General features: G+C 46.8%; 16 protein-coding genes. 7 read left to right on the top strand and 9 right to left on the bottom strand.

The window, feature by feature from the left end:
* Positions 1-323: 323 nt before the first annotated feature.
* Together AELLOGFF_RS16365 and AELLOGFF_RS16360 are read left to right on the top strand one after the other, a co-directional pair.
* The gene (locus AELLOGFF_RS16365) at positions 324-2,825 is read left to right on the top strand and encodes a TonB-dependent receptor (RefSeq protein WP_235035757.1); all 2,502 of its coding nucleotides are present in this window, start codon (positions 324-326) and stop codon (positions 2,823-2,825) included.
* Positions 2,826-2,982: 157 nt separating this feature from the next.
* On the top strand, positions 2,983-3,444 hold the full coding sequence (locus AELLOGFF_RS16360) for a hypothetical protein (RefSeq protein WP_159270066.1): 462 nt from the start codon (positions 2,983-2,985) through the stop codon (positions 3,442-3,444).
* A 249-nt stretch (positions 3,445-3,693) separates the two neighbouring features.
* On the opposite strand, the gene AELLOGFF_RS16355 is transcribed toward AELLOGFF_RS16360, so the two are convergent.
* Complete coding sequence (locus AELLOGFF_RS16355; RefSeq protein ID WP_159270065.1) at positions 3,694-5,187, bottom strand: flavin-containing monooxygenase; 1,494 nt, start codon at positions 5,185-5,187, stop codon at positions 3,694-3,696.
* Positions 5,188-5,373: 186 nt separating this feature from the next.
* Here AELLOGFF_RS16355 and AELLOGFF_RS16350 point away from each other — a divergent pair, with 186 nt between their 5' ends.
* A complete protein-coding gene (locus AELLOGFF_RS16350) occupies positions 5,374-6,381 on the top strand; it encodes an AraC family transcriptional regulator (protein ID WP_159270064.1) in 1,008 nt (335 codons plus the stop codon).
* A 99-nt stretch (positions 6,382-6,480) separates the two neighbouring features.
* Here the strand turns inward: AELLOGFF_RS16350 and AELLOGFF_RS16345 are convergent, their stop codons facing one another.
* The 5 genes from AELLOGFF_RS16345 to AELLOGFF_RS16325 all read right to left on the bottom strand — a co-directional run bounded on the left by AELLOGFF_RS16345 (position 6,481) and on the right by AELLOGFF_RS16325 (position 12,550).
* A complete protein-coding gene (locus AELLOGFF_RS16345) occupies positions 6,481-6,798 on the bottom strand; it encodes a 2Fe-2S iron-sulfur cluster-binding protein (RefSeq protein ID WP_159270063.1) in 318 nt (105 codons plus the stop codon).
* A gap of 73 nt (positions 6,799-6,871) precedes the next feature.
* Entirely contained in the window at positions 6,872-7,795 is a 924-nt protein-coding gene (locus AELLOGFF_RS16340; protein ID WP_159270062.1) for a metal-dependent hydrolase, read from the bottom strand.
* 134 nt (positions 7,796-7,929) lie between these two features.
* The gene (locus AELLOGFF_RS16335) at positions 7,930-10,440 is read right to left on the bottom strand and encodes a TonB-dependent receptor (protein ID WP_159270061.1); all 2,511 of its coding nucleotides are present in this window, start codon (positions 10,438-10,440) and stop codon (positions 7,930-7,932) included.
* A 133-nt stretch (positions 10,441-10,573) separates the two neighbouring features.
* Positions 10,574-12,019: a coniferyl aldehyde dehydrogenase gene (locus tag AELLOGFF_RS16330; RefSeq protein ID WP_159270060.1), complete on the bottom strand. Its 1,446-nt coding sequence runs from the start codon at positions 12,017-12,019 to the stop codon at positions 10,574-10,576.
* Between the two features lie 42 nt (positions 12,020-12,061).
* Positions 12,062-12,550: a hypothetical protein gene (locus AELLOGFF_RS16325; RefSeq protein ID WP_159270059.1), complete on the bottom strand. Its 489-nt coding sequence runs from the start codon at positions 12,548-12,550 to the stop codon at positions 12,062-12,064.
* Positions 12,551-12,768: 218 nt separating this feature from the next.
* Between AELLOGFF_RS16325 and AELLOGFF_RS16320 the strand changes: the two genes are divergently transcribed.
* Entirely contained in the window at positions 12,769-15,531 is a 2,763-nt protein-coding gene (locus AELLOGFF_RS16320) for a LuxR C-terminal-related transcriptional regulator (protein WP_159270058.1), read from the top strand.
* Positions 15,532-15,761: 230 nt separating this feature from the next.
* Here AELLOGFF_RS16320 and AELLOGFF_RS16315 read toward each other — a convergent pair whose 3' ends face one another.
* Positions 15,762-19,574: an amidase family protein gene (locus tag AELLOGFF_RS16315; RefSeq protein ID WP_159270057.1), complete on the bottom strand. Its 3,813-nt coding sequence runs from the start codon at positions 19,572-19,574 to the stop codon at positions 15,762-15,764.
* A gap of 521 nt (positions 19,575-20,095) precedes the next feature.
* On the opposite strand from AELLOGFF_RS16315, the gene AELLOGFF_RS16310 reads away from it, so the two are divergent.
* Positions 20,096-20,416, top strand: coding sequence for a 2Fe-2S iron-sulfur cluster-binding protein (locus AELLOGFF_RS16310; protein ID WP_159270056.1), 321 nt, complete (start codon positions 20,096-20,098; stop codon positions 20,414-20,416).
* Positions 20,417-20,442: 26 nt separating this feature from the next.
* The gene (locus AELLOGFF_RS16305) at positions 20,443-21,720 is read left to right on the top strand and encodes a cytochrome P450 (protein ID WP_159270055.1); all 1,278 of its coding nucleotides are present in this window, start codon (positions 20,443-20,445) and stop codon (positions 21,718-21,720) included.
* Positions 21,721-21,818: 98 nt separating this feature from the next.
* Here AELLOGFF_RS16305 and AELLOGFF_RS16300 read toward each other — a convergent pair whose 3' ends face one another.
* Together AELLOGFF_RS16300 and AELLOGFF_RS16295 are read right to left on the bottom strand one after the other, a co-directional pair.
* The gene (locus tag AELLOGFF_RS16300; protein ID WP_159270054.1) at positions 21,819-22,856 is read right to left on the bottom strand and encodes a helix-turn-helix domain-containing protein; all 1,038 of its coding nucleotides are present in this window, start codon (positions 22,854-22,856) and stop codon (positions 21,819-21,821) included.
* Between the two features lie 246 nt (positions 22,857-23,102).
* A complete protein-coding gene (locus AELLOGFF_RS16295) occupies positions 23,103-24,125 on the bottom strand; it encodes an AraC family transcriptional regulator (protein WP_235035756.1) in 1,023 nt (340 codons plus the stop codon).
* Positions 24,126-24,274: 149 nt separating this feature from the next.
* On the opposite strand from AELLOGFF_RS16295, the gene AELLOGFF_RS16290 reads away from it, so the two are divergent.
* Positions 24,275-25,159, top strand: a complete 885-nt coding sequence (locus tag AELLOGFF_RS16290; protein ID WP_159270053.1) for a fatty acid desaturase family protein — start codon at positions 24,275-24,277, stop codon at positions 25,157-25,159.
* Positions 25,160-25,271: the final 112 nt, after the last annotated feature.

The following is a 25,271-nucleotide window of genomic DNA, read 5'->3' as shown; positions in this document are numbered from 1 at the left end:
AAAGTTTGAACTAGAGCGCAGTGAGGAGTTTAATTTAGCGTATGCTGCTGGTTTTTGATCGATGATATTTGGTGTTGGAAAAAAGCTTTATCACACATTAACACCTTATCATAAACTCTTGGGTGTTGCTGGCCCAGAATTGAGTGGAAAATAGGTAAAAGAATATGAATCTAATAAAGATAAATTTGTGTATTTGGATACAAATAATCTTGTGAAACCAGTTGGAGATTTATAGTAGGAGGTTGCCAACGCATACATACTGATAATTTTAATCATATAAAAATTATCTATAATTTTAATCATATAAAAACGGGCCCGGGCTTATGGTAGTTAAAAAGAAAAAGTTGTCGGTGATGCTGCGTGCATTACCCTTTCTGGCAGTCTCCGTCGCTGCTAATTCACAACAATTGGAAGAGGTGATTGTTACTGCGCAAAAAGTGTCAGCGAGTACGCAGGACACGCCTATTGCGATAACCGGGATGTCAGAAGGCGCCTTAGAAAAATTCGGCTTTTCTAATGCTAATGATATTGTCGCCCAAGTACCTAATATGCAGGTAAGCGGTCCCTACGGTGAAGTGCAGCCCATCTTTGCTATCCGTGGTGTGAGCATGTCTGATTACAGTTCGAATCAGGCTAGCCCCATTGGTGTGTATGCAGATGAAGCTTATATGGGTGCGGTTTACACCCACGGTATGAGCTTTTTTGATGTTGAGCGGCTTGAGGTTTTGCGTGGACCGCAAGGCACTCTATACGGTAAAAATACCACCGGTGGTGCCATTAATATTGTAACTAAAACCCCGATGATTGGTGATGATTTTACTTTTAGTTTGAAGCAGGGGTTAAGAAATTATAATGGTCACACAGGTGATTACGGTGTACAGGGCACGGTAATTGAAGATGTTATGGCGGCGCGTTTGTTCTATTCGTATTCTCGTCGTGACGGCTTTTATGAAAATCAGCTAGGCGGCCCAGATCTGTCTCAGCAAGATTTTCAGGCAGCGCGCTTGGTGTTGAATTTTAACTTAAGTGACAAAACCAATATGGTGTTGAAGTACACCACGGGTCGCAATGATTCACTCGCTAGCCCAGCTCGTAGTGAACCACGCGGCGATTTGTCCAAAAACCCAGGGTTAGTGACGGCTCTAAGTGCAACAGGTGTAGGTACAAGCAGTCACCCTAATAATGGGTTTATTGATAACACCGGCTATTCACGCCCTGCGCAAAACTTAGGCCGCTTTGAAGTACAGGATAACGGTACCGGTGAGCTGATTGTAGAATCAGATATGTTAGTGAACAAAATTGAGTATATTGATGATGCGTATACCTTAACGGCAATCACGTCATTTGCCGATTCGTCTTACAGCCAGCTTCAAGATGTTGACGGTGGTCCAGACAGCTTACTGCATATTAATTGGGGTGTTGATACCCAAGCCTTTAGTCAAGACTTCCGTTTTTCTACAACCTTTGCGGATGATTTCGACCTTATTGCTGGTGCGTATTACGCAACGGAAGATATGCAGCTGCACAATGTGTATAGCATATACGAAACTCCGCCAGACACTCGTGTAGCGGCCACCTATCCTCAATTGACCGGCTATTATCCGTATTTGCTGGACTTCGGTTCTGTAGATCATAAGATGGATACTGAGAAAACCAGTTACGCAGCTTACTCCCAGCTTAGATGGAACATCTCTGCCCGCTTGGGAATGGATATAGGTATTCGCTACACCCATGACCGCGTGAAACTCACTTACTTAAACGCGTCGAGAGTGGGATATGACGGTAGCCCAAGAGGAACCTATACACCTGGCAATACCACGGGTGTAGATAATATCTTTGTTCCCGTCAACGTTGCCGGACAAAGTCCATTAGAGCTTGGCGAATTGCTTAATGGTTTATTGAGTGGCCGCATTGGTTTGGATGATATTCTGTTAACGACTCAAACGGGTTACACCCATGGGGCATATACTCAAGATTCAGTCGAGCCGCAGGAAGCGAATGAGCGCGAGTGGACGGGTAAGATTGGCTTAGATTACCGCTTCAGTGATGACCTGATGGTATACGGTGCATTTAGCCGTGGCTTCCGTGCAGGTAGCTTTAATGCGGGTGTTTATTATGAGGAGCGTGAATTTGATGATGCCTATGCCGCACCAGAGTATATTGATGCTTATGAAGTCGGTATGAAGTCAGATTTGTTTGACCAGCGTGTGCGAATCAACGCTGCTGCGTTCTATTATGATTACACCAATCAGCAATTCATCAACGTTGTTGGGGTCTCGAATTTCCTTGAAAATGCGGGCGGCTCGACAATTTATGGTCTTGAATCAGAAATGGCATTTGCTGTGACTGAAGCGCTGACTATTCAGGTTGGCATAGGGCTGCTGAAATCTGAGTACACCGAACTCGTGTTAGCCAATGTGGAAACTATTAATAACGATGACGACTTTGTCGATCTAGCGGGCAATGAGCTTATCTCTGCGCCTCAGATCAGCATGAACATGTCTATCGACTACGAGTTGTTTGCCACTGATACCGGTTACATGAGTATGAACCTCAATGGTAACTACCAAAGTGAGCAGTGGTTCAGCGCCTATAACGATAAAAATGGTTACGAAAACATCCGCCAAGATGCCTACGCACTTGTGAACGGGCGTCTGTCTTGGTACAGCAATGATGGTAGCTATACGGTAGCGTTATGGGGTAAAAACTTAATGGAAACAGAGTACGACGGTTACGCGATTAACCTTCAGGGGACTTTTGGTTTCGATTACTACCAACAGGGTTCGCCACGTACTTATGGTTTAGAGATGAGCTATCGTTACTAAATAATTTGTTTAAAACGTGTGGAATAGGATGATATTTAAAAGGTCTTGACGATTTCCTTTCCCGGCACCCTGCCACTACTTGGGGTGTCGGTTTTTTATCATCGAAGCGATTGTTTATTTGTTTTTCATTTTAAGATAATAAAATTTGGAGTAATTTATGAAACTTAAAAGCATTAAAAAACTTGCCATGATTGGTTTGATTTCTTGTTCTGCAAGTGCCGTCAATTCCGCTGAACTCCCTATCATTGGAGTGCTTAACCTAGGTGGTGAAGAGAGCGGTCTTTTGGGTGGTCTAGGTAGTGCCTTGGGCGAAATCCCTGTAGTAGGTGGCTTATTAGGTGGCGATTTATTAAACCTAGGTTCAGAGGGTCTGCCATTACTTGGTGACTTGTCAATACTGGGTAGTTTGCCGCTAGTAGATGGTCGTGGATTGCCTGTTGTGGGCGGATTGGATGGCGCCTTGACGATTGTGACCGCTGCTGTCCCCGTTGTTTTGGGTAACCCTAATTTGAATGGTCGCTCACCTGTAGATGGAATACTGTTGCCAGTCGTAGATATGTTGGTTAATGGTGGGCCAACTTTAGACTTCCTAGCTTTAGATTTAATATTGCCACTGTAAGGGAATATGAAAAAGTAATGCATGGCCTTGATTGTTAAGGGGTGTGCCGCTGCTTTGAATTATAGAATTGATGCATTACTTGGTTGCGAGGGATGCGCGAAGTAAGATTTAGGGCGCTCTCTGTTACATTCCCGCCGGCCTGGTGCGTTGCCGGTGAGAATGACTTAAATCAACTGAATAAGTTAGAAAATCTTTAACGAGCTGCTGATCTGAACGTTAAGCCTAATCTGCTTATTACCACTTTTGCATTCAAGCTGCGGCCTTTGTTGTTACCCTGTTCTTTGTCGCTTTGCTAAATGTCAAAGCACTGTTGTTGATAGGTTCATCTAGCAGCATTTTCTTATCGCGGCCATAATGCATTAATACCTGCCAAGGAAGTTTGCTACCTTGACGTGGAAGGCTGTATTTTCCTCTTTGCACATAACCGGCTTGTAATGAATCCATGATGCCGTCGTCTAGTGCGCAATTGTCTCGGTCTTGAGGAACAACCACGTTAACGTCATTCTGTTCCATATATTTGAAAAGACGGCAGAGATACTTGCCGGAGATTTCTGATTTCAGAGTCCAGGGTGCATTTACATAACCAAAAATCCAAGCCATATTGGGTATGTTTTCGACAAGTATGCTCTTGTATGTCAGCTGCCCTTCTAGTGGTCGTGGCTGTTGATCTACCGACATCTTTAAGCCGCCGAGCATCTGCAAATTTAAACCTGTTGCGGTAATGATGATATCAGCTTCAAGCTCTTTGCCCGACTTTAGCAGAATGCCTTTTTCGGTAAATGTTTCAATGTGGTCGGTCTCGATACTTGCCTTACCTTCACGTAACACCTTGAATAAATTGGCGTCGGGAACTGCGCACAGGCGTTCGTCCCAGGGCATATAATTTGGTGTGAAATGGCGCATATCAATATCTGGGCCAAGGTGTTTTCTTACTTGTGACAGTAATACTTTTTTCATCGCTTTTGGCCAGCGACGACAGGCGAGGTATAGGGCGCGTTGAAAGAAAATATTGCGTTTGCGTGCTATGCCATAAGCCCAATTTTTAGGCATTAATTTACTGAGCACCTCCGTCATTTTGTCGTAACCCGGTAGGGAAAAAATATAAGATGGCGAGCGCTGTAACATAGTGATGTGGGCAGTCTCATCAGCCATGGCTGGGATAAGGGTTACGGCTGTTGCACCGCTGCCAATGACGACAACGCGTTTGTTGCTGTAGTCGAGATTTTCAGGCCATTGTTGTGGGTGTATGGTTATACCTTTAAATCGTTCTTCACCGGGGAAGTCGGGGCGAAATGCCGTGTCGTGATTGTAGTAGCCGGTACAGCTAATAAGATAAGAACAGGTGTATTCACGAGTCTCGCCACTGGCCTCGTGTTGTGTGGTTAATAACCATTGGCCGTCATTCGTTGACCAGTCTGCGGCGATCACTTTGAGTCCAAAATGGATTTTATCCCGAACGCGATACTCCTCTGCGGTATCGGAGATGTAATTGCGAATGGCGCTGCCGTCGGCGAGGGTATTTAGCTCGTTCCAAGGACGGAATTTATAGCCAAAGCTGAGCATGTCGGAGTCTGAACGTATGCCGGGGTAACGAAATAAATCCCAAGTGCCACCCAATGTTTCGCGACGCTCTATAATAGCCAAGCTTTTGTTTGGGCATTCATCGGCAATGTGGCAGGCTGTGCCAATGCCTGATAGGCCCGCGCCAATAATTAAAACATCAAAGTGATTGCTCTTATTCATATTGCTGGTCCCTGCTGTGTATATTGAATCATTTTTGTTATTTAGTGAGCTTAATTTACGTATTTACCTAGCCAATATATTGTCGAATTGCGACAGTTTGTTATCATTAACCGACAGTGGTGAAACACAATAATAAGTGAATATAGTTTGGTATTCGCATTATAGAAAGCCAAGTGTGGTGGGTTTATGGGAAGTTTAATCAGGGCCAGTAACCTTCGGGGCTACCATGAGTTAGTCGAAATGCTGGGTGGTGATCCCGCTAAGTTATTGACGCGGTTCAAAATACCCGTTGATGTAACGGAAGATGATCATGCCTTTTTAGCTTATAGAAATGCTGGGCTTCTGTTAGAAGCAAGTGCGCGTGAGCTTAACTGCCCAGACTTTGGGCTGCGATTAGCAAAATGGCAGGGCTTGGATATTCTTGGCCCGGTTGCCGTCATTGCCAGAAGTGCCAGTACGGTATTAGAGGCGCTAGGGGCGATTTCACAATTTCTTTACCTTCATAGCCCAGCGTTGAAATTAAAAGCTGCAGCCGCTGAAACTAAGGGTGTGCTTCGGTTTCAGTACGAAATCCTAGAAGCTATTCGCCCCCAGCAGTGTCAGTCTTACGAGCTGAGCTTGGCAAATGGTTTAGGCATACTTCGTTTATTGGCCGGCCATCAATCGACATTTACGTCTGTTCGATTCACGCATAAGCAACAAGCTGCGTCGTCGGTATATCGTGAAATTTTTTCTTGCCCCGTCTACTTTGAGCAGTCCTGGTGTGGGTTTGAGTTGACCGAAGAGCTTGCGCTTCAGAGTATTGATTCTGCGGATGCCGAAACCCGTCATCTGGTAGCTGAGTATTTAGAGCCGCAATATATGCTCGGAGCGGCAAGGTTATCCGAGCGTGTCGCAGAATTAATACGTCGCTTACTGCCAACGGGACAGTGTAATGCCAATGCTATCTCCGAACATTTAGCGATGCACCCCCGTACCTTGCAGCGACGATTAGCCGAAGAGTCAACACGCTATGATCTATTATTAGATAAGGAACGCCGCAGCCAAGCGGAGCGCTATTTGGCCCAAGTCGATTTACGCTTGAACCAAATAACAGGCTTACTGGGTTACGCTGAACAAAGTACGTTTAATCGTTCTTGTAAGCGCTGGTTTGGGCTTACCCCAATGCAATTCCGCCAAAAAATGGCAGAATGAGCTTAGTGGGATGTGATGGGTTCAGCCGTTACTACTGCTAGCGTGATAGTACTTAGTGTTGGCTAGTTTCGTGTTAATACGCAGCTTAAAAGATAAAGCCTATTGTGCCACCTTAATCGTTTTACCGGCGAAGGCCTCGTCAATTTGTATTTGGCAGCCTAGGCGTTGTGTACCTGAGTCATCACCGGCAAATTCAATAATATCGAGTTCATCTTGTTCTGGGCTAGAAATGTGTGTCAGCGTTGAATCTAGATGAATCCGGCAAGTACCACAGGCACAGCAGCCGCCACAATCCCCGTCGATCCCTCTGATATTGTTATTCGTTGCAATACTCATTAAGGTTTCGCCAGAGGTGGCACTGACAGTGTGCGGATCTCCATTGCTATCGATAAATGTAAATTCAATGCTATTACTCATTCTTGCTTTTTCCTAATTAATTTTCGAGTTCTGATTACTTGTTAAATACTGAGTCTATGTTGATCAAGCAGGTTTAGTGTGAAGGTTTTGCTATACCCATAATTCTGGCCATTTTGTCATGGTCGATAGAGAGCACATCGCCGCCTTCATGTTCAAACCGGCGCCAGGCAATTTGAATCGCATTCTTTTTACCGGTTACTAGTTTATGATTACGCGGGTGGTAGTCTTTTTTGAATACGGGTAAGGCGTTGTATAAAAAGCGGCATAACATATACACGCAAAAGCCCATTTTTTTAATGCCACGAAACGGATTTCGCCAATAGCCTTCTACAACGGTCATGGTTGTGTAGCACTTTAGTGTTTCGCCTGCGATATGAACCAGCGCGGCCAGTACCATCCACTTTCGATACCACTCGTCATCACCGTATAAATCTTTATAAACTTCAAAGGCGACTGCCCCGTGTTCAATTTCTTCAACTTGGTGCCAAACCCAAAGTGCTTTCATGACGGGGTCGCTGCGTTTCATCCAGCGATCATAGTTTTCTAAAACAATAAGCCCGGCGAGAAAGGTAAAAGTTTCATAGCCAGCGGTATAACCTACTTTCCGCTTAAGTGAATCCTGCTTCCCGTGCGAAACAAAAAAGTCTCGCGCCTTGTTTTCTAAAGTGGCAATTTTGGGATAACGTTTCGCCAACCATTTGTTGTAGTGAAGGAAGTTTTTTGCGTGATGCGCTTCCTGTCCGGTAATGGCAGACATATCTTTTTTTAATTTTTCATCGCTCACTTTTGACTTGGCTTCTATCATGGTTTTAACCAGATAGCGTTCAAAGTGAGGTACGTGAACGCCTAGTGCATTAATGACCATAGAGAAGTCACGATTGGATTGACTCCACAAAGGATCTTTTAGTTGGATGTCGTCAAAATTGAATTCAAGTTTTCTAACCGGAAACTTGTCCATGGGATGTGCATCACTTTGAAATTCGCCTTTGTCTTTCATAAAAATCACCTGCATTAGTGAGTGTTGCGATGGTTGGTCGGCGCGCGTCAACGGCGTTGTTTGATGATGTCGACTTCGGCAGTTTCGACATCATCGTTTCCGAGCTATAAACATTTCAACCTACGCTATGTTGATTATTGATAGCGGTAGGTAAATTCTAGCCCGTAGGTTCTTGGTGGTCCTTGTTGAAAATAATCAAAGCCAAAACCCGCCTGAAGATTAATGGCGTAGCCATCGTATTCTTCGTCCATTAAGTTCTTGGCCCATAGCGACAGTGAATAACTGTCGTCACTGACGTGCCAGCTTAGGCGGGTATTAATAAGGGCGTAGGGGTCTTGCTTGATGTGTTCGTAACTCGCGTCGTCATTATAGGCGCTATACCACTGTTTGCTTTGATAGTTAGCGTTGACATTTAAGATGAGGTCGCCACTTTCTAATCTTAATACATCGTAGTCTAAGGAGATGTTGCCGCTGATTTGTGGTGCAGAAATCAGTTCATTACCAGAAAGGTCAACGGTGTCATCGGGGTTGTTTAAGGTGCGGGTGTCCGAAAGCTCAAGCTCTGTGTACTCTGTTTTTAGCAAGCCTATACCAAGGTTGAGCATGAGCCGATCAGAGAGCGCCATAGTAAATTCTGCCTCAGCGCCCAGTATGGTCGAGCCACCTGCATTTTCTAGAAAATTAGAAACACCGACGACATTGATAAACTGCTGATTGGTGTAGTCATAATAAAACAGGGCGGCATTAAGGCGTGCCGAGCCGTCGAGCAGGTCAGATTTAAAACCTAGCTCATAGGCGTCGATGAATTCTGGTTCTGCATAAGCATTTTCGAAATCACGCTCTTCGTAGTATACGCCGCCATTAAAATTGCCTGCGCGGTAGCCTTTACTGAAGCTGGCGTAAACCATCAGGTCACTGTTCACGGCGTAATCTACGCCTAACTTCCCGGTTATCTCTTGTTCTTTGGCCGCCTGCTGGGTTGCTGAATCTGTGGTGTAAGGGCCGTGGGTATAGCCGACAAGCTGTCCAGATGGGACGAGGTCGCTTACTCCTACGCTGCCATTCAAAATGTTACCTAATAACTGGGCGAGTTCCAGTGGGCCGCTGCCACCAATACTCGGTGCGATAAAGGGCTCATCCGAACCACTGGTATTGCCGGGCACCCAAGTGCCAATGGGGTCGCCGTCATAATTTAGTCGGGATACGTTTAAATATTCAAGATCGACTTCATCAACGGTGTAGCGCAAGCCAAAATCAAAACCGAGCTGATCCGTGGCGTCAAAGCGAAATTGTGAATAGGCGGCATAGCTCGTTTTGTCAGTAATCATTTTTTGGTCGACGCCACCAAAGTCTAATAAGAAGGGATAAAACGCGGCAGCGCCAGGAAAGGTGACGGCAACGCGAAGGTCGGGAGCCGTCTCATAAATTTCATAGATATTATGCATATCTTGGAATTCAGTCGCGTAGTAAAGCCCGGCAATAAAACTGACGGGACCACCAAAATCGCCGGCAACCCTAAAGTCTTGACTGAAGGCGTCGGTTTCTACTGCCCAGCGAATGTGTAGTAAACCATCGGGGCCACCGTCGGTATTTTGTTTCTGGCTATAATCGGCTTCGCTATAACTGGTGGTGCTGGTGAAAGTGTAATTATCGGTAATATGGTCTATGCGTAAAATACCCTGTTCATTATCGACAATTAAGGCGCCGGTGTAGTCGTCTTGGACTTCGTGCCGGTCAAGATTGTTGGCCGGGCGGGAGTAGCCGGTGTTATCGATATAGCCATTATCAGGATTGTTGTAAACGCCCACCCCAGCTGTTTCTAATGCGGCTACTGTAATGGGGTCATTGTCGAGGTTGCCGCGAGGTTCGTTGCGTGAAGCATTGGCGCGTGAATCATTGCCGCTGTTGGTGTATTTAAATGTAACGGTGGTTGCGTCACTAGGTAGCCATTCAAGTGAAAGGCGTGCACCTTGAAAGTCTAGCTGGGAAAGGTTTGGGCCACCCAGTGCATTTTCAACATAGCCATCATTGCGGGACGATGAATAACCCAGTCTTAGCGCTAATACATCGTCTATGATGGTGTCTTCAACGCCAAATTCGCCAGTGGTGGCACCGTAATTTCCGACCCCTGTCTTTAAATTAAAACCAAATTCATCACCAACATTGGCCGTGTTAGTAATAATGTTCACTGCACCGCCAGTGGTGTTTTTACCGTATAAGGTACCCTGCGGGCCACGTAGAACTTCTAGGCGTTCTACGTCAAAAAAGTTCATGCCGTGGGTATAGGTGGCACCCATATACATTTCGTCGGTGTAAACGCCAATCGGGCTGGCTTGATTTGAGCTGTAGTCAGACATGCTGACGCCGCGAATAGCAAAAATGGGTTGAACATCGCCGTAGGGGCCGCTGACCTGCATATTAGGAACTTGGGCTGAAATGTCATTGGCATTTTGAAAGCCAAATTTTTCAAGTGAATCAGCGGTCATGCCGGTTATGGCAATGGGGGTGTCTTGCGTACTTGCCGAGGTTTTTTGGGCAGTAACAATCACTTCTTCTAATTGCTTTGAATGCGCGATATTAGCTGCGCTTAGTAAAGCGGCAATGACTGAAATTAAAGGGATAGTGGGTCTTTTTTTTATGAACATTATTATTTTCGCCTTAAAATAGTATTTATTAAAATTAATTATTTTTATGTAGTGCTTACCGCATTAATGACTTAACCCGGTAAGTTTTTTCAGTAAGCAAGTTGCTTATTATTTCTTCGGTTTAGCTTGTTGTTTATCCTCCCATCATAGTAATTAACCGCCGGGCTAAGGGGCCATAGGGCGGGTAGAGTAGTTTTAAGCCGGTAAATCCGCCTATGCCTTTCTGGGTGAATACTGGTTTCATGTGGGAGAAGGAGCGAAACCCCTCCCAGCCGTGGCAGCTGCCAAAGCCACTGCTGCCAGTGCCACCAAAGGGTTGCGAAGGTTGTAAAAACTGCAGCAATACATCGTTAACGGTTACACCGCCGGAGTGAGTTTGGCGCAATAATTTTTCTTGTTCTGCGGGAGCGTGGCCGAAGTAATACAGTGCAAGGGGGCGGCCACCCGCGTTGATACGGGCAATTGCGTCATCAAGGCCGTCAGTTTCAATAACCGGCAGCAGCGGGCCAAAAATTTCTTCCTGCATAATTCTGCAGTCGCTACTTGGGTTGATAACAAGAGTGAGGGGGAATTTACGTTTCTCTTGGCTGGATGTGCTGTTTTGTTCTAAAGGAATAACCGTGGCACCTTTGCTGATGGCGTCATCCAAAATGGCGATGAGACGATTGTAATTACGCTGATCAATAATGGATGTGTAATCTTGTGAACAAGCGCCTTCAGGGAGTCTGTCTGCGTATTTTCGGCTCATCCACATGGCAAAATCTTCAGCTTTACCTTTGGGTAGTAATATATAGTCTGGGGCGACACAGGTTTGCCCAGCATTGACTATTTTACCGAAGGTGATTCTGCTGGCAGCCTCTTCCATGGGGTAGTCTTTATTGATAATAACTGGACTCTTGCCACCTAGTTCAAGCGTTAGTGGGGTGAGGTTTGGCGCGGCTGCAGCCATGACTTTTTTGCCAACCGCGATTGATCCGGTAAACATTAGGTGATCGAAGGGGAGTTTAGAAAACTGAGCAGAGGATTCAGCTTCGCCGCCAAATACCGCGATTTCGGATTCATCAAACTCTTTAGCCAGAATGGTTTTGAGTACCTTTGTTGACGCTGGGGTGTACTCCGACATTTTAATCATTGCCCGATTACCCGCGGCCAGTGCCGAGGTTAAGGGCGCAACAGCCAGGTTAATTGGGTAATTCCATGGCGCCATAATGCCGATCACGCCGGCTGGCTGGGCTTGAATATGGTTGCTGCCGGGTAAAAACCAGATAGAGGTAGCGCGCCGTTGGGGGCGCATCCATTTGGCAAGATTTTTTCGTGCGTAGCGAATATGCGCCACCGTGCTGCTAATTTCGGCAATACGTGTTTCGTCGGCGCTGCGGTGGCCAAAGTCTTCGTGTAGGGCGGCAATAATGGCGTCACGATTGTCGAGCAGTAGGTTTTCTAAGGCTTTAAGTTTGTTGTGGCGACTCGCGTAATCGGGGTATTTGCTGGCGTTAAATGCGGATTTTTGCGCATTAAAAACCGCTGAAAATGCCGTGTCATCAGGGGCTATATCGACGTATTGTTGTGCACTCGTCATAATAATCTCACGTATAGATAAGTTAGTATTGTTGGCGTTGAGCTAGTTGTTTGCGGATTCGTAGGTGGGTTCAGCAAACAACATGACAAACACGGCCCAAATAGACACTACGGCTGCGAGGATGGCGGGAATATAGGCCAATGCACCGGCGATACTGGCTTCGCCAAGTCGGTTGGCTTCAATACTCAAGCCGTGATTGGGGGCAAACATGCCGAATAGATAAAAGCTAAAGTTTCCCCAAATAGCGAGTGCAAAGCAGATGAATATTGAGCGTGAGCGACCGTCGGTTAAGTAAACCGTACGCATAACAAGGCCAATAGCCAGTGCCATGATGCCGTTCATGAGTGTGCCTACGTGCAGAATTCGCCAACCGGCATTGGAGCCGGGGAGTTCGAACTGGAAAAATACGGGTACTGGGCTTAGTGACATACCACCTACCATCGAAAAGCCTAGCAGAAAGCCGCCAAAGAGCCCGACTAGCATCGCTGCTAGGCCATGTTTAATTAATCTATTGGAGTAGTACGCTCGCATTGCCTTGTCCTCTGTTATTATTACTTGCCTATAATGTTGTGCTGCCGAAAATGGCTTGGCAGCATATCTAATAAAAAGGGAAGCCCCTCAGCCATCTAGAATAAAATACCAAGTGGGTGGGCGAACCGATCTTTAGTACGGTTCTTTCAGGGTGGCCAGGATTGGCTTGGTATTCCGCTAAGCGCGCGTTACTTGAAACGTGGTGAGATGAGGTCTAATTGACAGATATTATCGAAACAAAGTTGAGCCCGCCCTATATTCGTCATAAGCGAATGAGTCGAGCCACGATAGTTTCAAGGGTTAACCAAGTGCTCGATGATGCGGTGCGTTTGGTTACCGTTGTTGCGCCGGCGGGGTCGGGTAAATCGACACTGTTAGTTGAGCTCTATGAGCGATACCGGCTAGAGGGCTATGCCTGTAGTTGGTTGAGCCTTGAACCGGGTGATGATGATCCTCGGCGTTTTGCACGTTATATTGTGGCGGCCATTGCCGCTATTGATAAAGGGTTTGCAGAGCAACGTCTTGCTGTTTTACGGTCTAGCTCGGCGACTGATTTAAGCCCATTTTTTGATTCTATTATTCAGTATCTCGCTGCGACAGACCGGCGTTTTGCCCTCTTCGTCGATGATTTTCATGCCATAGAAAATCCAGTTATTTTGCAATTTTGGACACGCTATATTAGCTATATGTCGGCGAGCTGCCGAGCGGTGATTGCCTCAAGGTTTAAAGTTTCTCTGGATTTAAGTCGATTAAAATTAGCCGGCGGGCTCGTTGAGCTCGGTCAGGTAGATCTAAATCTGAGTATGCAAGAAACCGGGCAGTTTATGAAAGAGCTGCATAATGTTGAGTTGCCCGCGGCTGTTTTGCAATTACTCCATGACCGAACAGAAGGTTGGATGGTGGGGCTGCAACTTGCTGGCATGACGATGAGTAATTCCAGTCAAAATAAAGAAGACATTGTTCGCAGTTTTTCTGCCCGAGACCGAAATTTAAAAGAATATTTATTTGAATCCGTGTACGGCTTGCAAGACGAAGCTACTCGCCATTTTTTATTGCACACCGCACCGCTTAATCGTTTTTGCGCGGAATTGTGCGATGTTGTGACCGCGACGGTTGATGGTGAAGATAGGCTTGCCCAGCTAGAGGCGGCAAATTTATTCATAATTCCTTTAGATAGAGAAGGGCGCTGGTATCGCTATCACCACCTGTTTTCTGAGTATCTTGAAAACCAATTGCAAAGATTAGAGCCTGGCGTTAATAAAACGGTTTGTGCTCTCGCCGCCGACTGGTGTATTGCCGAAGGCTATGTCCTTGAGGCAATACAATATTGCTTAGATGCAGCTGATTACGAAAAAGCCACAGACTTAATTGCCGATCATGCTCAAACAGTGGCGATTGGTGAGGGCAATCATTCAATTGTTTTTGAGTGGATGAGAAAGCTCCCCAAGGAGTACCAGTATCGTCGTCCAGAAATCATGTTACACCATGCTTGGTCGCGGGTTTTTACTCGGGATGGTGTTGGTGTTGCGGTAGCGATATGCGATGAGTTTACAGCCTTACTCGACAAATCTGAGGCGAATTACTGGGTACTAACGGAACAAGAGGTTCAGTCGTTAGCGGGTTTGTGCAGTGTCATTCGCTGCATAGCGTCGGCCTGCATTGAGGAACTAGATATTTGCATTGGCCGCTCTAAGGCCTTACTCACAGAGCTGCCGAAAACAGAGACGGCTTTGATTGCCTCGGCGGCGGTTGCCAATGCTTATGCGCATTATTTGAATAAGGATCTGGCCTCGGCGCTTAGCTCGGCAACCGATGCCTTTGTATACGGGCGTCGAGGAGGAAGTGCCTACGCGGCTATTTGGGGGGATTTTGTTGCCAGTATGGCAAATGCCGAGCTAGGCCATATTCAAGCCGCAGAGGACAGTGCGGCACGTGCTGCACTCTCGGTTGCCGATGCGATGGATGGTGGGCAAATGGCCGCATTGGCGGCGTTGGCTAAGGTTGAAGTGGATTGCCAGCGCTGTGATTTTACGCGTATTGAGCGCAGCTTGAATGATAATAGAGTGATTTCTAGGATTTCCAGCTCTCCAGAACCTTTACTGGTTGCGCGCTGTGCTGAGGCGCGTTACTTGGTTTGGGCCGGTGAGCTAGATGCTGCGCTAGCGCTGCTGCGACAGAGCCAAGATATGGCGGTCACCATGGATATGCCGCGATTGTATTTTGCCTTTATTGCCGAGGAAATTGAGCTGCTATTACATAAGGGTGATATTCAGGCTGCGCGAGAAACTGTCAGGCGAACAGATATGTTAAATCGTCAGCATCGTTTTATTGATAAGCAAAATCGATCCGCGGTTTTGTTGTGTATTGATCTAAGTGAGGCAAGGCTCTCCCTTGCGGAGAATAAAGCCAGCGAAACTTTGCGGCAATTAAGCCCGTTGATAAAAGTGGCGCAACAACAGCAACGCATCGCTCTAACGCAACAGTTATGTGCAATGAAATCTCTTGCCTTATGGCGTGTGGGTAAAGAGGCCGAAGCAGTACGAGAATTGGCCAAGGTTGTTAATCATGCCGCGCCAGAATCACATATATACCCTATCTATCGTGTGGGTTCGGGCTTGTTGGCGATATTACAACGGCTCCATGCCTCATCGATATCAACGAGCTCTGATCAAGCCCAGGCTGTGCAATATCAATGTGAGATACAATTAATCGCCTTATTTAATGGCGGCCTAGCACCAGAAAGTGAGGTCTCTTTTGGTGAAGAACAAGTACAGAATGCAGTACTGGCCGAACCTCTGACCGACCGCCAATTGGAAATTTTAAGGCTGATTGGCGGCGGCCTAGGGAATAAAGAATTGGCTGAAGCGCTGCATATAAGTTTGTCGACCGCCAAATGGCATGTTCATAATATTTTTGAAAAATTAGGTGTGCGCAACAGAACCTCTGCTGTTGCTTACGCGCGAAAAAATAATCTACTTTAGTGTGAGCTGGCGCGCTTTGCGTGTGGGCCTTAAGTCACAAATTATTGTTTGATGGCGGTCGCCATTTTAAACACATGAGTCTTCTGATTTTTGATCTTTATCCTGCGACACTAAATCAGTACTTAGTGGGGCCGCCTGACAGAATATTAAGTGTGTGAACTTCTGCAGTGAATGGATAAGCAAAGACTGAGGGTCTCTCAGTCTTTGCTTGTTTGATTGTGCCCCTGTGTTTACTCCTGTGCTTGCGTTTGTGGGCCAAGTAATTCCTCTAAAGCTGCGCGATACGCTTCGGGTTCTAAGTCTTCCGGCGGATAGGCAGCATAGGCGGCGATGGCCGCTTTTACTCGTGCATTGAACTCGCTGATGGTGTCGTTATCACTGCCAATAGCGGGAACGATGTTTGGCGGTTGACGGTGTTTAGTGGCTTGCTCGTAATCGTAAGCAATACCAATGCCGGTGCCTTCGTCAAACTGGCGAACAAAGATTTCCATGCCGCGGGGAACGCCAACGGAATCGTCAAATCCAACGGGTACCACAATGGAGCCCATTTGGGTTGTAGAGCCAAAATCACAGGTTCTGCCGCCGGTGGGGCCGGGCGAAAAGAGAAGGGCATCAACGCTTACTGTTCCGCCATTTGGCGCAATAAGGGGCTCACCGTTTAGGTCTTTAACAACGTCCATTTCTCCTGTTACATATGCACGCATGTCGACAATCGCTTGTAGCTGGGCGTCGGTTGGTGCTTGGTTGGCATCACCCAGTGCCGTGAGTGCGAACAACCCAGCTGTTCTTGGACCAACACGTGCAGTCTCAACAATACCTTCAATGCCGTAGCACTGATTGTCGCGGTCGTGGGCGGATTCTACGCCGTCAAGTGCAATAGCTGTGCTACTTACACAACGGCGGGCACTGGTGCCACCTTCTGACTCAAAGACGGCAAAGTATTCGTTCATATCGTAATGACTTGAACCTGCGCTAAGTGAAGCGTAGTTAGGAAGGTAGACGTCGTAGACCGTTGCACCTAATTCTTCCATTTTTGCTACAGCGGCAGCAATGAGTTCACCCTGAGCTCCGGTACCCATGGCATCAGTGTTGCCGCCAAGATCACGCACCACACCAATAGCGCGTCCAGCTAAGCCGTATTGCTCGCGATCGAGGAATTGGGCGTAACTGTCTGGGCGCTGCTCAGCAGGGTAGGCGGCGGCCTTGGGGTCGCGCTCGTCATACTTACCCATGGCGGTGAGCATTAAGGCTGAGTCGGTTACTGAGCGAGTCATTGGCCCGCCGGTATCTCGGCTGTGCGCCAGTGGATAAATACCGTGTTGTGATACCACACCAAGACTGGGTCTAATGCCGACTAGGCCACCAACTGATGACGGGTGCCTAATTGACTGACAGGTGTCTGAACCAGTGCCACCTAGGGCAAAGTTGGCCGCTAAAGAGGCGCCGGTACCAGACGATGAACCTGCTGGGCTTTCTGAGGTGTTGTACGGATTGCTAACCTGAATCGCGCGGGCGGAAAAGCCCGTTGTAAAGAAAGCAAATTCATCTTGGTTGGCTTTACCTAGGATCAGGGCGCCGGCTTCACGCAGTCCATCTACTGAATTGGCATCAACACCAGCTTGATGTCCCAGCATTGAGTAGGAACCTTGTGTTGATGGGTAATCAAAGGTGTCATAGTTGTCCTTTAATAATACCGGCATGCAGTGTAGGTAGCGTTCTCCAACGCCGCCATCGTTTGCGTATAGTTCATCTAAAGCTGCTGCTTGCTCTAGGGCATTTGGCATAATGGCCAGTACACCAAAGATAGGCAGGCCGCCGTTTGGCTGAGGGTTGTCGTTATAGGCAAGGATACGATCAATATACTGCTGAGTGATCGCCACACAGCTTAATGTGTTGCCATCTTCGTCGACCAGCTCCCCAGCCAAGGCAGAGTGCACGTCTGCCATGGTGGCTTCTACAAGTACAAACAGATCATCACGTACGCCATCGTTATCGTCGTCAATATCGGCATTGTCGCCAATACCGTCGCCATCAGCGTCAGCAGTTTCGGAGCTGTCGTTAGGGAAGGCATCGGCGTTATCGCCCACACCGTCGCCATCTGAATCGGCAGTTTCAGTGCTGTCATTGGGGAAGGCGTCGGCGTTATCGCCCACACCGTCGCCGTCTGAATCGGCAGACTCAGAGCTATCACTGGGGAATGCATCGCCGTTATCACCGACTCCGTCGCCATCTGAATCCGTAGTTTCAGTGCTGTCGTCAGGGAATGCATCACTGTTGTCGCCAACACCATCACCATCGGTGTCTGCTGATTCGGAAGCGTTGTTGGGGAAGGCGTCTTGGTTGTCAGAAACACCGTCATTATCCGAGTCGGTATTTAGTGGGTCGGTACCATTAGATTGCTCATCGGTATCACTTAGGCCGTCGCCATCGTCGTCTTCATCGCTGTTGTTACCCACTCCATCACCGTCAGTGTCGGTTGTTTCGCCGCTGTCGTTCGGGAATGCATCTGCATTGTCGCCAACGCCGTCAGCGTCGGTATCTTTAGATTCAGAAGGGTCTTCAGGAAATGTATCGCTATTATCGCCAGTACCGTCGGAATCGGTATCAGAGGATTCAGTAGGGTCGGTGGGGAAGGCATCTTGGCTGTCAGAAACACCATCATTATCGGAGTCAGTATTCAGTGGGTCGGTGCCTGCAGTCTGCTCATCGGCATCACTTAGACCGTCGCCGTCGTCATCTTGATCGGCATTGTTGCCAGTTCCGTCGCCATCAGTGTCAACAGTTTCAGTGCTGTCGTTAGGAAATGCATCGGCGTTATCGCCAACACCATCACTGTCACTATCTTTTATTTCTGAGGGGTCTTGGGGGAACGCGTCGCTATTATCGCCGACACCATCGCTATCGGTATCAGCGGATTCAGTCGGGTCTGTGGGGAAGGCGTCTTGGCTATCTGAAACGCCGTCACTGTCGCTGTCGGCGCGTTGTGGATCTGTGCCTAGGGCTTGTTCGTCGGTGTCGCTCAAACCATCATTGTCGTCATCCTGGTCGGCGTTGTTGCCAATGCTGTCGCCATCGCTGTCTTGGGTTTCGGTGTTATCAGTGGGAAAGGCATCATTACCATCGTCAACGCCATCCGCATCGGAGTCAGCAAGGAGAGGGTTTGAGCCGTTATCTATCTCATCGCTGTCGAGGAGGCCATCGTTGTCGTCGTCGAGATCACAGGCGTCACCGCGAGTATCATTGTCGGTGTCTAGCTGGTCCTCATTGGCATCAGCAGGGCAGTTGTCATTGCCATTTTTGATGCCGTCGGCGTCACTATCTTGCTCTGCTTCTTCGAGGGCGCAGCCGTCTGCGTCAACACTTAAACCGGCCTCAGTAGAAGGGCAGGCATCGACGGCGTCGTTCACGCCATCGTTATCTGTGTCAGCTCCGCCATCAAAATCAAAGCTACCATCGGACAGATCTTTTCGGGTTTTTTCTAAGTGAGCATCAGCTTCGGCGGCGGTGACTAAGGGGCGGTTATCTTCATTGGCCGCTTGGGCAAATGCGCTGGCATCGCTTTCTTCAAAATTAGCGGGGTCGACCTCTAAGTCAGTCAAGGTCATGTTGAGCGTAAGGGTTTTGTCGATGACTGCAGGGGAAAGGCTAATGCCATTATCCGGGTTACTGTCTTCATCTAGGGTGAGTAGAACCCGCGCTAAATTTGTTATGGCGTTGCCGCTGCCAAGTAAGTCATCTAGGGTAATCGCTGGCTGAGCAATAGCAGAGCCAATCTTTAGTGAGCCCAAAAAGAACGAAATTGTTTGCCCTTCTAGGTATTCGAAGTTGCCTAGGGCGTCAGTCAGAGGCAGGTTTGCACTGGCTGTTTGACTTGGGTCTACGGAGTAAAATATACCCTTTACTGGTGAGTCGATAAGTTGACCGGTGGCCTCGGGGCCATAATTTGAATTATCATCTTGAGGCGTGGTGTTTGAAGATCCACCGCTACCACCACAGGCTGATAATAAAGCACTTAAGCAGCCAACAACTAAAATATGGCGCATTTAATTTCTCCGTAATACATAACATCGAAATGCAAGATAAAGATACTTGCCATGATTTGTTGGGCATTGAAGAAAGCAATCTTTACGCCATGTAGGTGGTGGATGATTCTGTCGGGATGTTTTTAACGGGATAACAGGGCTTCTAACGGTTTACTTATAGCGCAAAGTGAAATTTACAATAATGTAATGATGCGGTGGGAATACTAGTAAATTTTTATGAATGAATATGATTCTTATTACGTGCGATACCGAGGCGCACCCTCTAAGTGCGACCGTTAGGTTCTTGCACCACGGTGCATCAAAGGGAGTTGAGGTACTGTGCTGCTTAAAATATCAGGTTGAGATTGAATGAGCTTGTCGCAGTAGCCCAATGATCTAAGGGGTGGAAGAAGGGAGTGATAGCTAAAATAACAAGCTTGTTGTCTTGAAATGAATGGTTTTAGTCCAAAAATGATAACGCCAACCCCGTTACGCTAATCACAGTAAGCATTGAGACAAAATAATGATAAGGAGAAGAAGCTGTGATTAATCTAACGTTTGTTGAGTTTAACGGTGAAGAGCACCGGGTAAGCGTTCAGCAGGGTTCTAGCCTAATGCAGGCTGCCATAGAGAATTTCGTACCGGGTATCGATGCGGATTGTGGTGGTTCCTGTGCCTGTGGCACGTGTCATGTAAAGCTTGATCAGGCGTGGCTGAGCAAGGTCGAAACGCCAAGCGAGAGTGAATCGCTGATGCTAGAGATGACGCCAGAACATGATGAGTGCTCTCGCCTAGCATGCCAAATCACGGTTCAGGCCGATATGGATGGCATGATCGTGAAACTACCTGAGTTTCAAATGTAAAACACAATAATAATTGGAGTAAAGCGATGATAGACCCAGTATTGACAGATGAACCTAGCTTAGCTGATGCGTATAGCTTGCCGTTAGAAGATATCAATCTAAGCGATCCCTATTTGTTTTCACAAAATCGATGGGAAGAATATTTTCAGCGCGTACGAGACGAGGATCCTGTTCATTATCTAAAAGACAGTCCCTTTGGTCCGTTTTGGTCAATAACTCGTTTCGAGGATATTGTTGCAGTAGATACCAATCACGAGGTGTTTTCGTCTGAGCCATTTATAATGATTGGTGATCCAGACAAAACAATACCCATTACGAATTTTATTTCCATGGATCCACCCAAGCACGACGAACAGCGCGCGGCGGTGCAGTCTGTGGTCGCGCCGCGAAACCTTGCTGCAATGGAGGACCTGATTCGTGAACGCATTAGTGCGATTCTAGATCAGCTCCCGGTAGGAAAAAGCTTTGATTGGGTGTCGAGTGTGTCTATGGAGCTTACATCACAAATGTTGGCAACCATTTTTGATTTTCCCTATGAAGAACGTCACAAACTGGTTTACTGGTCAGATATGGCCACGGGTGCACCAGAGCTTTCAGGGGGGACCGCTGAGCCAGAAGAGCGTTTTGCTGCATTGAACGATATGGTCAATAGCTTTACCACGTTGTGGAAACAAAAGGCGGCGTCGCGCAAAGCCGGAAGTCCAGTCAACTTTGATTTAATTAGTTTAATGGAATCCAATGAAGACACGCGGGATATGATAACGCGCCCCGAAGAGTTTATGGGTAACCTCGGATTGTTGATTGTGGGTGGTAATGATACGACCCGAAATTCAATTACTGGTAGCGTGTTGGCAATGAATAAATTTCCTGATCAATTTGCCAAATTACGTGCTAATCCAAAACTTATTCCCAATATGGTATCGGAAATAATTCGCTGGCAAACGCCATTGTCGCATATGCGCCGCATTGCCAAGCGTGATATTGAGCTAGGCGGAAAACTGATCAAGAAAGGCGATAAAGTGGTGATGTGGTATGCCTCAGGAAACCGCGATGAACGTGTTATTGATAATCCTAATCAAGTTATTATCGATAGAGCCAATGCGCGTCATCACCTCTCCTTCGGTTTTGGTATTCATCGCTGTATGGGTAACCGTTTAGGCGAGATGCAGCTACGGATTACCTGGGAAGAAATATTGAAGCGTTTTGACGATGTTAAGGTTATGGAGGAGCCAGAGCGGGTACACTCTAATTTTGTAAACGGTTATTCGTCAATGCAAGTTAAGCTCACCCCTAAAGCGGCGTAATTATAATTTATATGTTACGACAAAGGCTCCTGGGTAGGCCTTGTATTGCTCAAGAATTGGATGGGTATATATGAGGTTTACCGAGGGGGTGTTTATCGCTATTGATTGCTTCTGAATTGTTTTGGGGTTTGCCCGCTGGCGCTTTTAAAAGCGCGTGAAAAATTAGAATCATTATTATAGCCGCAAATTTTTGCAATCTTACAGATTGGATATTCGGTGTTTTCTAAAAGTAATTTGGCATAATTAAAAGAAACCTGTTGTTTGATTTCTGCAAACGAACTGTCTTCTTGATGTAAGCGCCGAGCCAGGGTGCGCTCGGAAATGTTCATTTGTTCTGCAATCTGGCAAATGCTGGTCGATAGACCATCTGCTAGGCGTAGTTGTAGACTCTTCCGTACTTTACAGCTTGTTGTTAACTCTGAGGGTGAAGTAGCCGCGCCTTTTAGGTTGCAATAGACCTCGTTGAATGTGGCTTGATTGCGTGTGTGGAGCAGTTGTGTCAGGTGATGCTTTTCAAAAATAATGCGAATCGACTTTTTAGAAAATAAATATTTTGCCTGAAAATGATTTTCGTATGCGCTGGTATCGCCAAGCGGTTCGTGGGTAAGGTGAACTTGAATAGCGGGATCACTAAAATGGGTGAAATGCCTAAGATTTAATATGTAGCCGGACACCGCTTCGTCAAGTAAATATTGGGTGTCGCCAAAGTCTATGGCGGGCTTTAGAATCACATGGTACTGATTGCCGACATTTAACCCTTCAAAGTGATAGGCGGGCATGACGGTGTGGGCAAAATCAATGACAACTTCTAATGCGTGATTTATATCTTTCGCAGTAAATAACGCTAAGCCAAACATGCCACCGGGGAGTGTGATGGGGATGAATTCAGCAAGCTGTACTGATAGTGGTAAGCCAGGATGAGCAATGTCTTGACAGCAACGCAGAATCTCTCGAAATTGCCATTCGGAAATATGTAGCTCAGCGCGGGAAATTTGATCAGCGTTGATTTTGCAGCGCTGGTAAAGTGCCGATTTATTTAGCTTTCGACTGGCGTAATAATTTTCGGCCAAATCCAGTAAGGCTATCGGAAATATGGGTGCTTGTAAGGAGCGTCTCTCTTCGGGTCCGCTTGTCATTGATATCAATCTGCGTAACGTAAAGTTTTGATTTTTATTTTCGCAACCACCGCTAGTTAAGATGGTGAAAAGCTCTGGTATTTATTGTTTTGGTGGTCAGTATCTAAGCTATACCTTTGAATATACCGAGTGGATAAAGCTTCGTCTATAGCCCACGGTCATAACTCACAGGCATTAATCTTATTAACAGGCAATATTGTTAGTTTGAGGCTGATACGTGGTTATTTGGGGTAATTGACTAGGGTGTTAGCTGTCGCGGTTGGATAGTCGGTAATCACTTGGTGAGCCACCATTCCAGCGCCGAAACGCTCGGGTAAAGCTGCTGGTGTCGGTATAGCCCAAATGTGCAGCGAGTTCTTCAAGTTTCATGTCACTATCGGTCAACAGCTGATAGGCCATTTGCTTGCGTTCTTCTTCGACAATAGCGCGAAAGCTTGTCTGTTCAGCGTCCAATTTGCGACGAAGCGTACGGCTAGACATGATGAGAGCCGCTGCGGCATCGTCAAGGGAGGCGCTTAAACCTAAATTGCCTAAAATCTGTTGTCTAACACGTTCGGCGGTGCCGCCTGATTGGCGTTGGCGTAGTTGGCGGGCGCACTGATCAGTGAGCATTCTTGCAAGGTTGCTATCGTAGGTGGGGAGCGGCTTATCTGCGTATTTGCTGGGCAACTTAAGGGCATTCATTGTGCTTTGAAATCGCGGTGTGGTGTTGCACGTTGCCGCTATAAATTCAGTCTCCTCAATTGGTGCACCAGTAAATTCAATATTAATAGATTGCACTTCATTCAGGCTAAGCTCTTTTACGATGGCGATGCTAGCAGCCATATCTCGTTCCAATAGAAATTGTCGGAGATGAGAGGGAATCGATTGCGGGTCCATTTGCAGGTAGAAATAACCGTCTTGTTTAAAAGAGCTTAATTCGCAATAGGCAGTGCTCAAGGGTAAAAAACGCAGCGCGGTGTGAAGGGCATCTTGCAGTGTTCTACAGGTGCGAAGAGTAAAGCCCCATATGCCAAATGTTGCGATTGAGTAGCTGAGGCCCATTCTAAATCCCAATGTTGGAATATGAGGTAGGGCTAGCATGAGGTTTTCTATAAGCCGCATTTCCTGCTCGGTTTCGATTAGTGCGCTGCCATCATTCAGCATGTCTTCTGTGATGCCGGAGCCGAGCAAGCAGGTATCTAGGTCTACCCCCTCATTGGTAGCAAAGTTAATCATCACTTTACTGATAGCGACGGGTCTAAGCAGATTTCTGGTATTGCCCATCATATTGCCTAATTTGTTATTTGTTGTGCGGTGAAGAACCTTATGGCCATATTTGCCGAGCTAAAGGACAAAGCGGCCCTGATGTGCTTTGCAGCGATGCCGTACAGTATTGCTAAATAATTCATTCGGTCAATAGTGATAAGGTAAAAACGATGAATGCAGAACTGAATCGAGAAGCCCTCGGCATTGCGAGGAATTATATCGGAAAAATGGCGTGGTTGACGATAATACTTACCCTACTTGTTTGCGGCCTGTTTATCGCGGTTTTGGCGCTTTTTGTTAATGGTGTGATGTCTGCGTGGGTAGCAACACCAATCATTGCTATTCTGACTTATATGTCTTACACGCCGCTTCACGAGGCGGTTCACGGTAATATTCATGGTAGTAATCCAAAGCTACAGTGGATAAATAACGCCTGTGGTTATCTTGTTGCGCCTATTATTGGCGTGCCGTACAACTCACATAAGCATGAGCACTTTACTCATCATCGTTTTACTAATATCGAGGGGCAGGACCCTGATTTCATTATCAGCGGTATGCGAACCGGTTTATGGGGTGTCATAGCCACAACCTTTAAGTTCTTTTATGTACAGAATGCGTTTTTTCTAATAAATAATTGGCAGTCTGCGCAAATTAAAGAGCGAATTACTTATATTGTGGAGGTGGCGATATCGATTTCTTGGCGGGTGTTAATCATTTCATTGATTGATCAGCCAGGTATTGCGACGGTGGTTCTTCTTGGTTATCTCGGTGGTGGTATGTTTACCGCGTACTGGTTTGCCTACCGCCCCCATTTTCCTTACGACAATACCAAGCGTTATCAAAACACCAGTAGCTTGATTATGCCTATTTGGATGCGGCCTTTTGAGTGGGTCTGGTTGGGGCAGAACCTTCACTCCATTCACCACCTTTTTCCTCGGGTGCCGTTTTATCGCTACCATACTTTACACAGAGAAATTGAACCCATTCTTCGTGCTCAAGATACCCCAATAATTGGTATTTGGAGTCGACGCCCCATTGAAGCGATAAATGGATGAGCATTTTCAATGCGCTGCGGTTAGCAGCGCATCATTATCTGTCTACCATCAATTTCTTCGTAATTGTAAGGTGGACAGGCGTACAAAATGTTACATTGTGAGCTTATAAAAT

This window comes from Zhongshania aliphaticivorans, from assembly GCF_902705875.1.
Taxonomy (GTDB): domain Bacteria; phylum Pseudomonadota; class Gammaproteobacteria; order Pseudomonadales; family Spongiibacteraceae; genus Spongiibacter; species Spongiibacter aliphaticivorans_A.
The sequence above is the reverse complement of the archived record's forward strand: the minus strand, read 5'-3'. Positions and strand labels throughout refer to the sequence as shown.

Excerpts from the sequence above, each read along its gene's own strand:
- AELLOGFF_RS16365 (WP_235035757.1), top strand. The coding sequence starts at position 324 with ATGGTAGTTAAAAAGAAAAAGTTGTCGGTGATGCTGCGTGCATTACCC.
- AELLOGFF_RS16360 (WP_159270066.1), top strand. The coding sequence starts at position 2,983 with ATGAAACTTAAAAGCATTAAAAAACTTGCCATGATTGGTTTGATTTCT.
- AELLOGFF_RS16355 (WP_159270065.1), bottom strand. The coding sequence starts at position 5,187 with ATGAATAAGAGCAATCACTTTGATGTTTTAATTATTGGCGCGGGCCTA.
- AELLOGFF_RS16350 (WP_159270064.1), top strand. The coding sequence starts at position 5,374 with ATGGGAAGTTTAATCAGGGCCAGTAACCTTCGGGGCTACCATGAGTTA.
- AELLOGFF_RS16345 (WP_159270063.1), bottom strand. The coding sequence starts at position 6,798 with ATGAGTAATAGCATTGAATTTACATTTATCGATAGCAATGGAGATCCG.
- AELLOGFF_RS16340 (WP_159270062.1), bottom strand. The coding sequence starts at position 7,795 with ATGAAAGACAAAGGCGAATTTCAAAGTGATGCACATCCCATGGACAAG.
- AELLOGFF_RS16335 (WP_159270061.1), bottom strand. The coding sequence starts at position 10,440 with ATGTTCATAAAAAAAAGACCCACTATCCCTTTAATTTCAGTCATTGCC.
- AELLOGFF_RS16330 (WP_159270060.1), bottom strand. The coding sequence starts at position 12,019 with ATGACGAGTGCACAACAATACGTCGATATAGCCCCTGATGACACGGCA.
- AELLOGFF_RS16325 (WP_159270059.1), bottom strand. The coding sequence starts at position 12,550 with ATGCGAGCGTACTACTCCAATAGATTAATTAAACATGGCCTAGCAGCG.
- AELLOGFF_RS16315 (WP_159270057.1), bottom strand. The coding sequence starts at position 19,574 with ATGCGCCATATTTTAGTTGTTGGCTGCTTAAGTGCTTTATTATCAGCC.
- AELLOGFF_RS16305 (WP_159270055.1), top strand. The coding sequence starts at position 20,443 with ATGATAGACCCAGTATTGACAGATGAACCTAGCTTAGCTGATGCGTAT.
- AELLOGFF_RS16300 (WP_159270054.1), bottom strand. The coding sequence starts at position 22,856 with ATGACAAGCGGACCCGAAGAGAGACGCTCCTTACAAGCACCCATATTT.
- AELLOGFF_RS16295 (WP_235035756.1), bottom strand. The coding sequence starts at position 24,125 with ATGATGGGCAATACCAGAAATCTGCTTAGACCCGTCGCTATCAGTAAA.
- AELLOGFF_RS16290 (WP_159270053.1), top strand. The coding sequence starts at position 24,275 with ATGAATGCAGAACTGAATCGAGAAGCCCTCGGCATTGCGAGGAATTAT.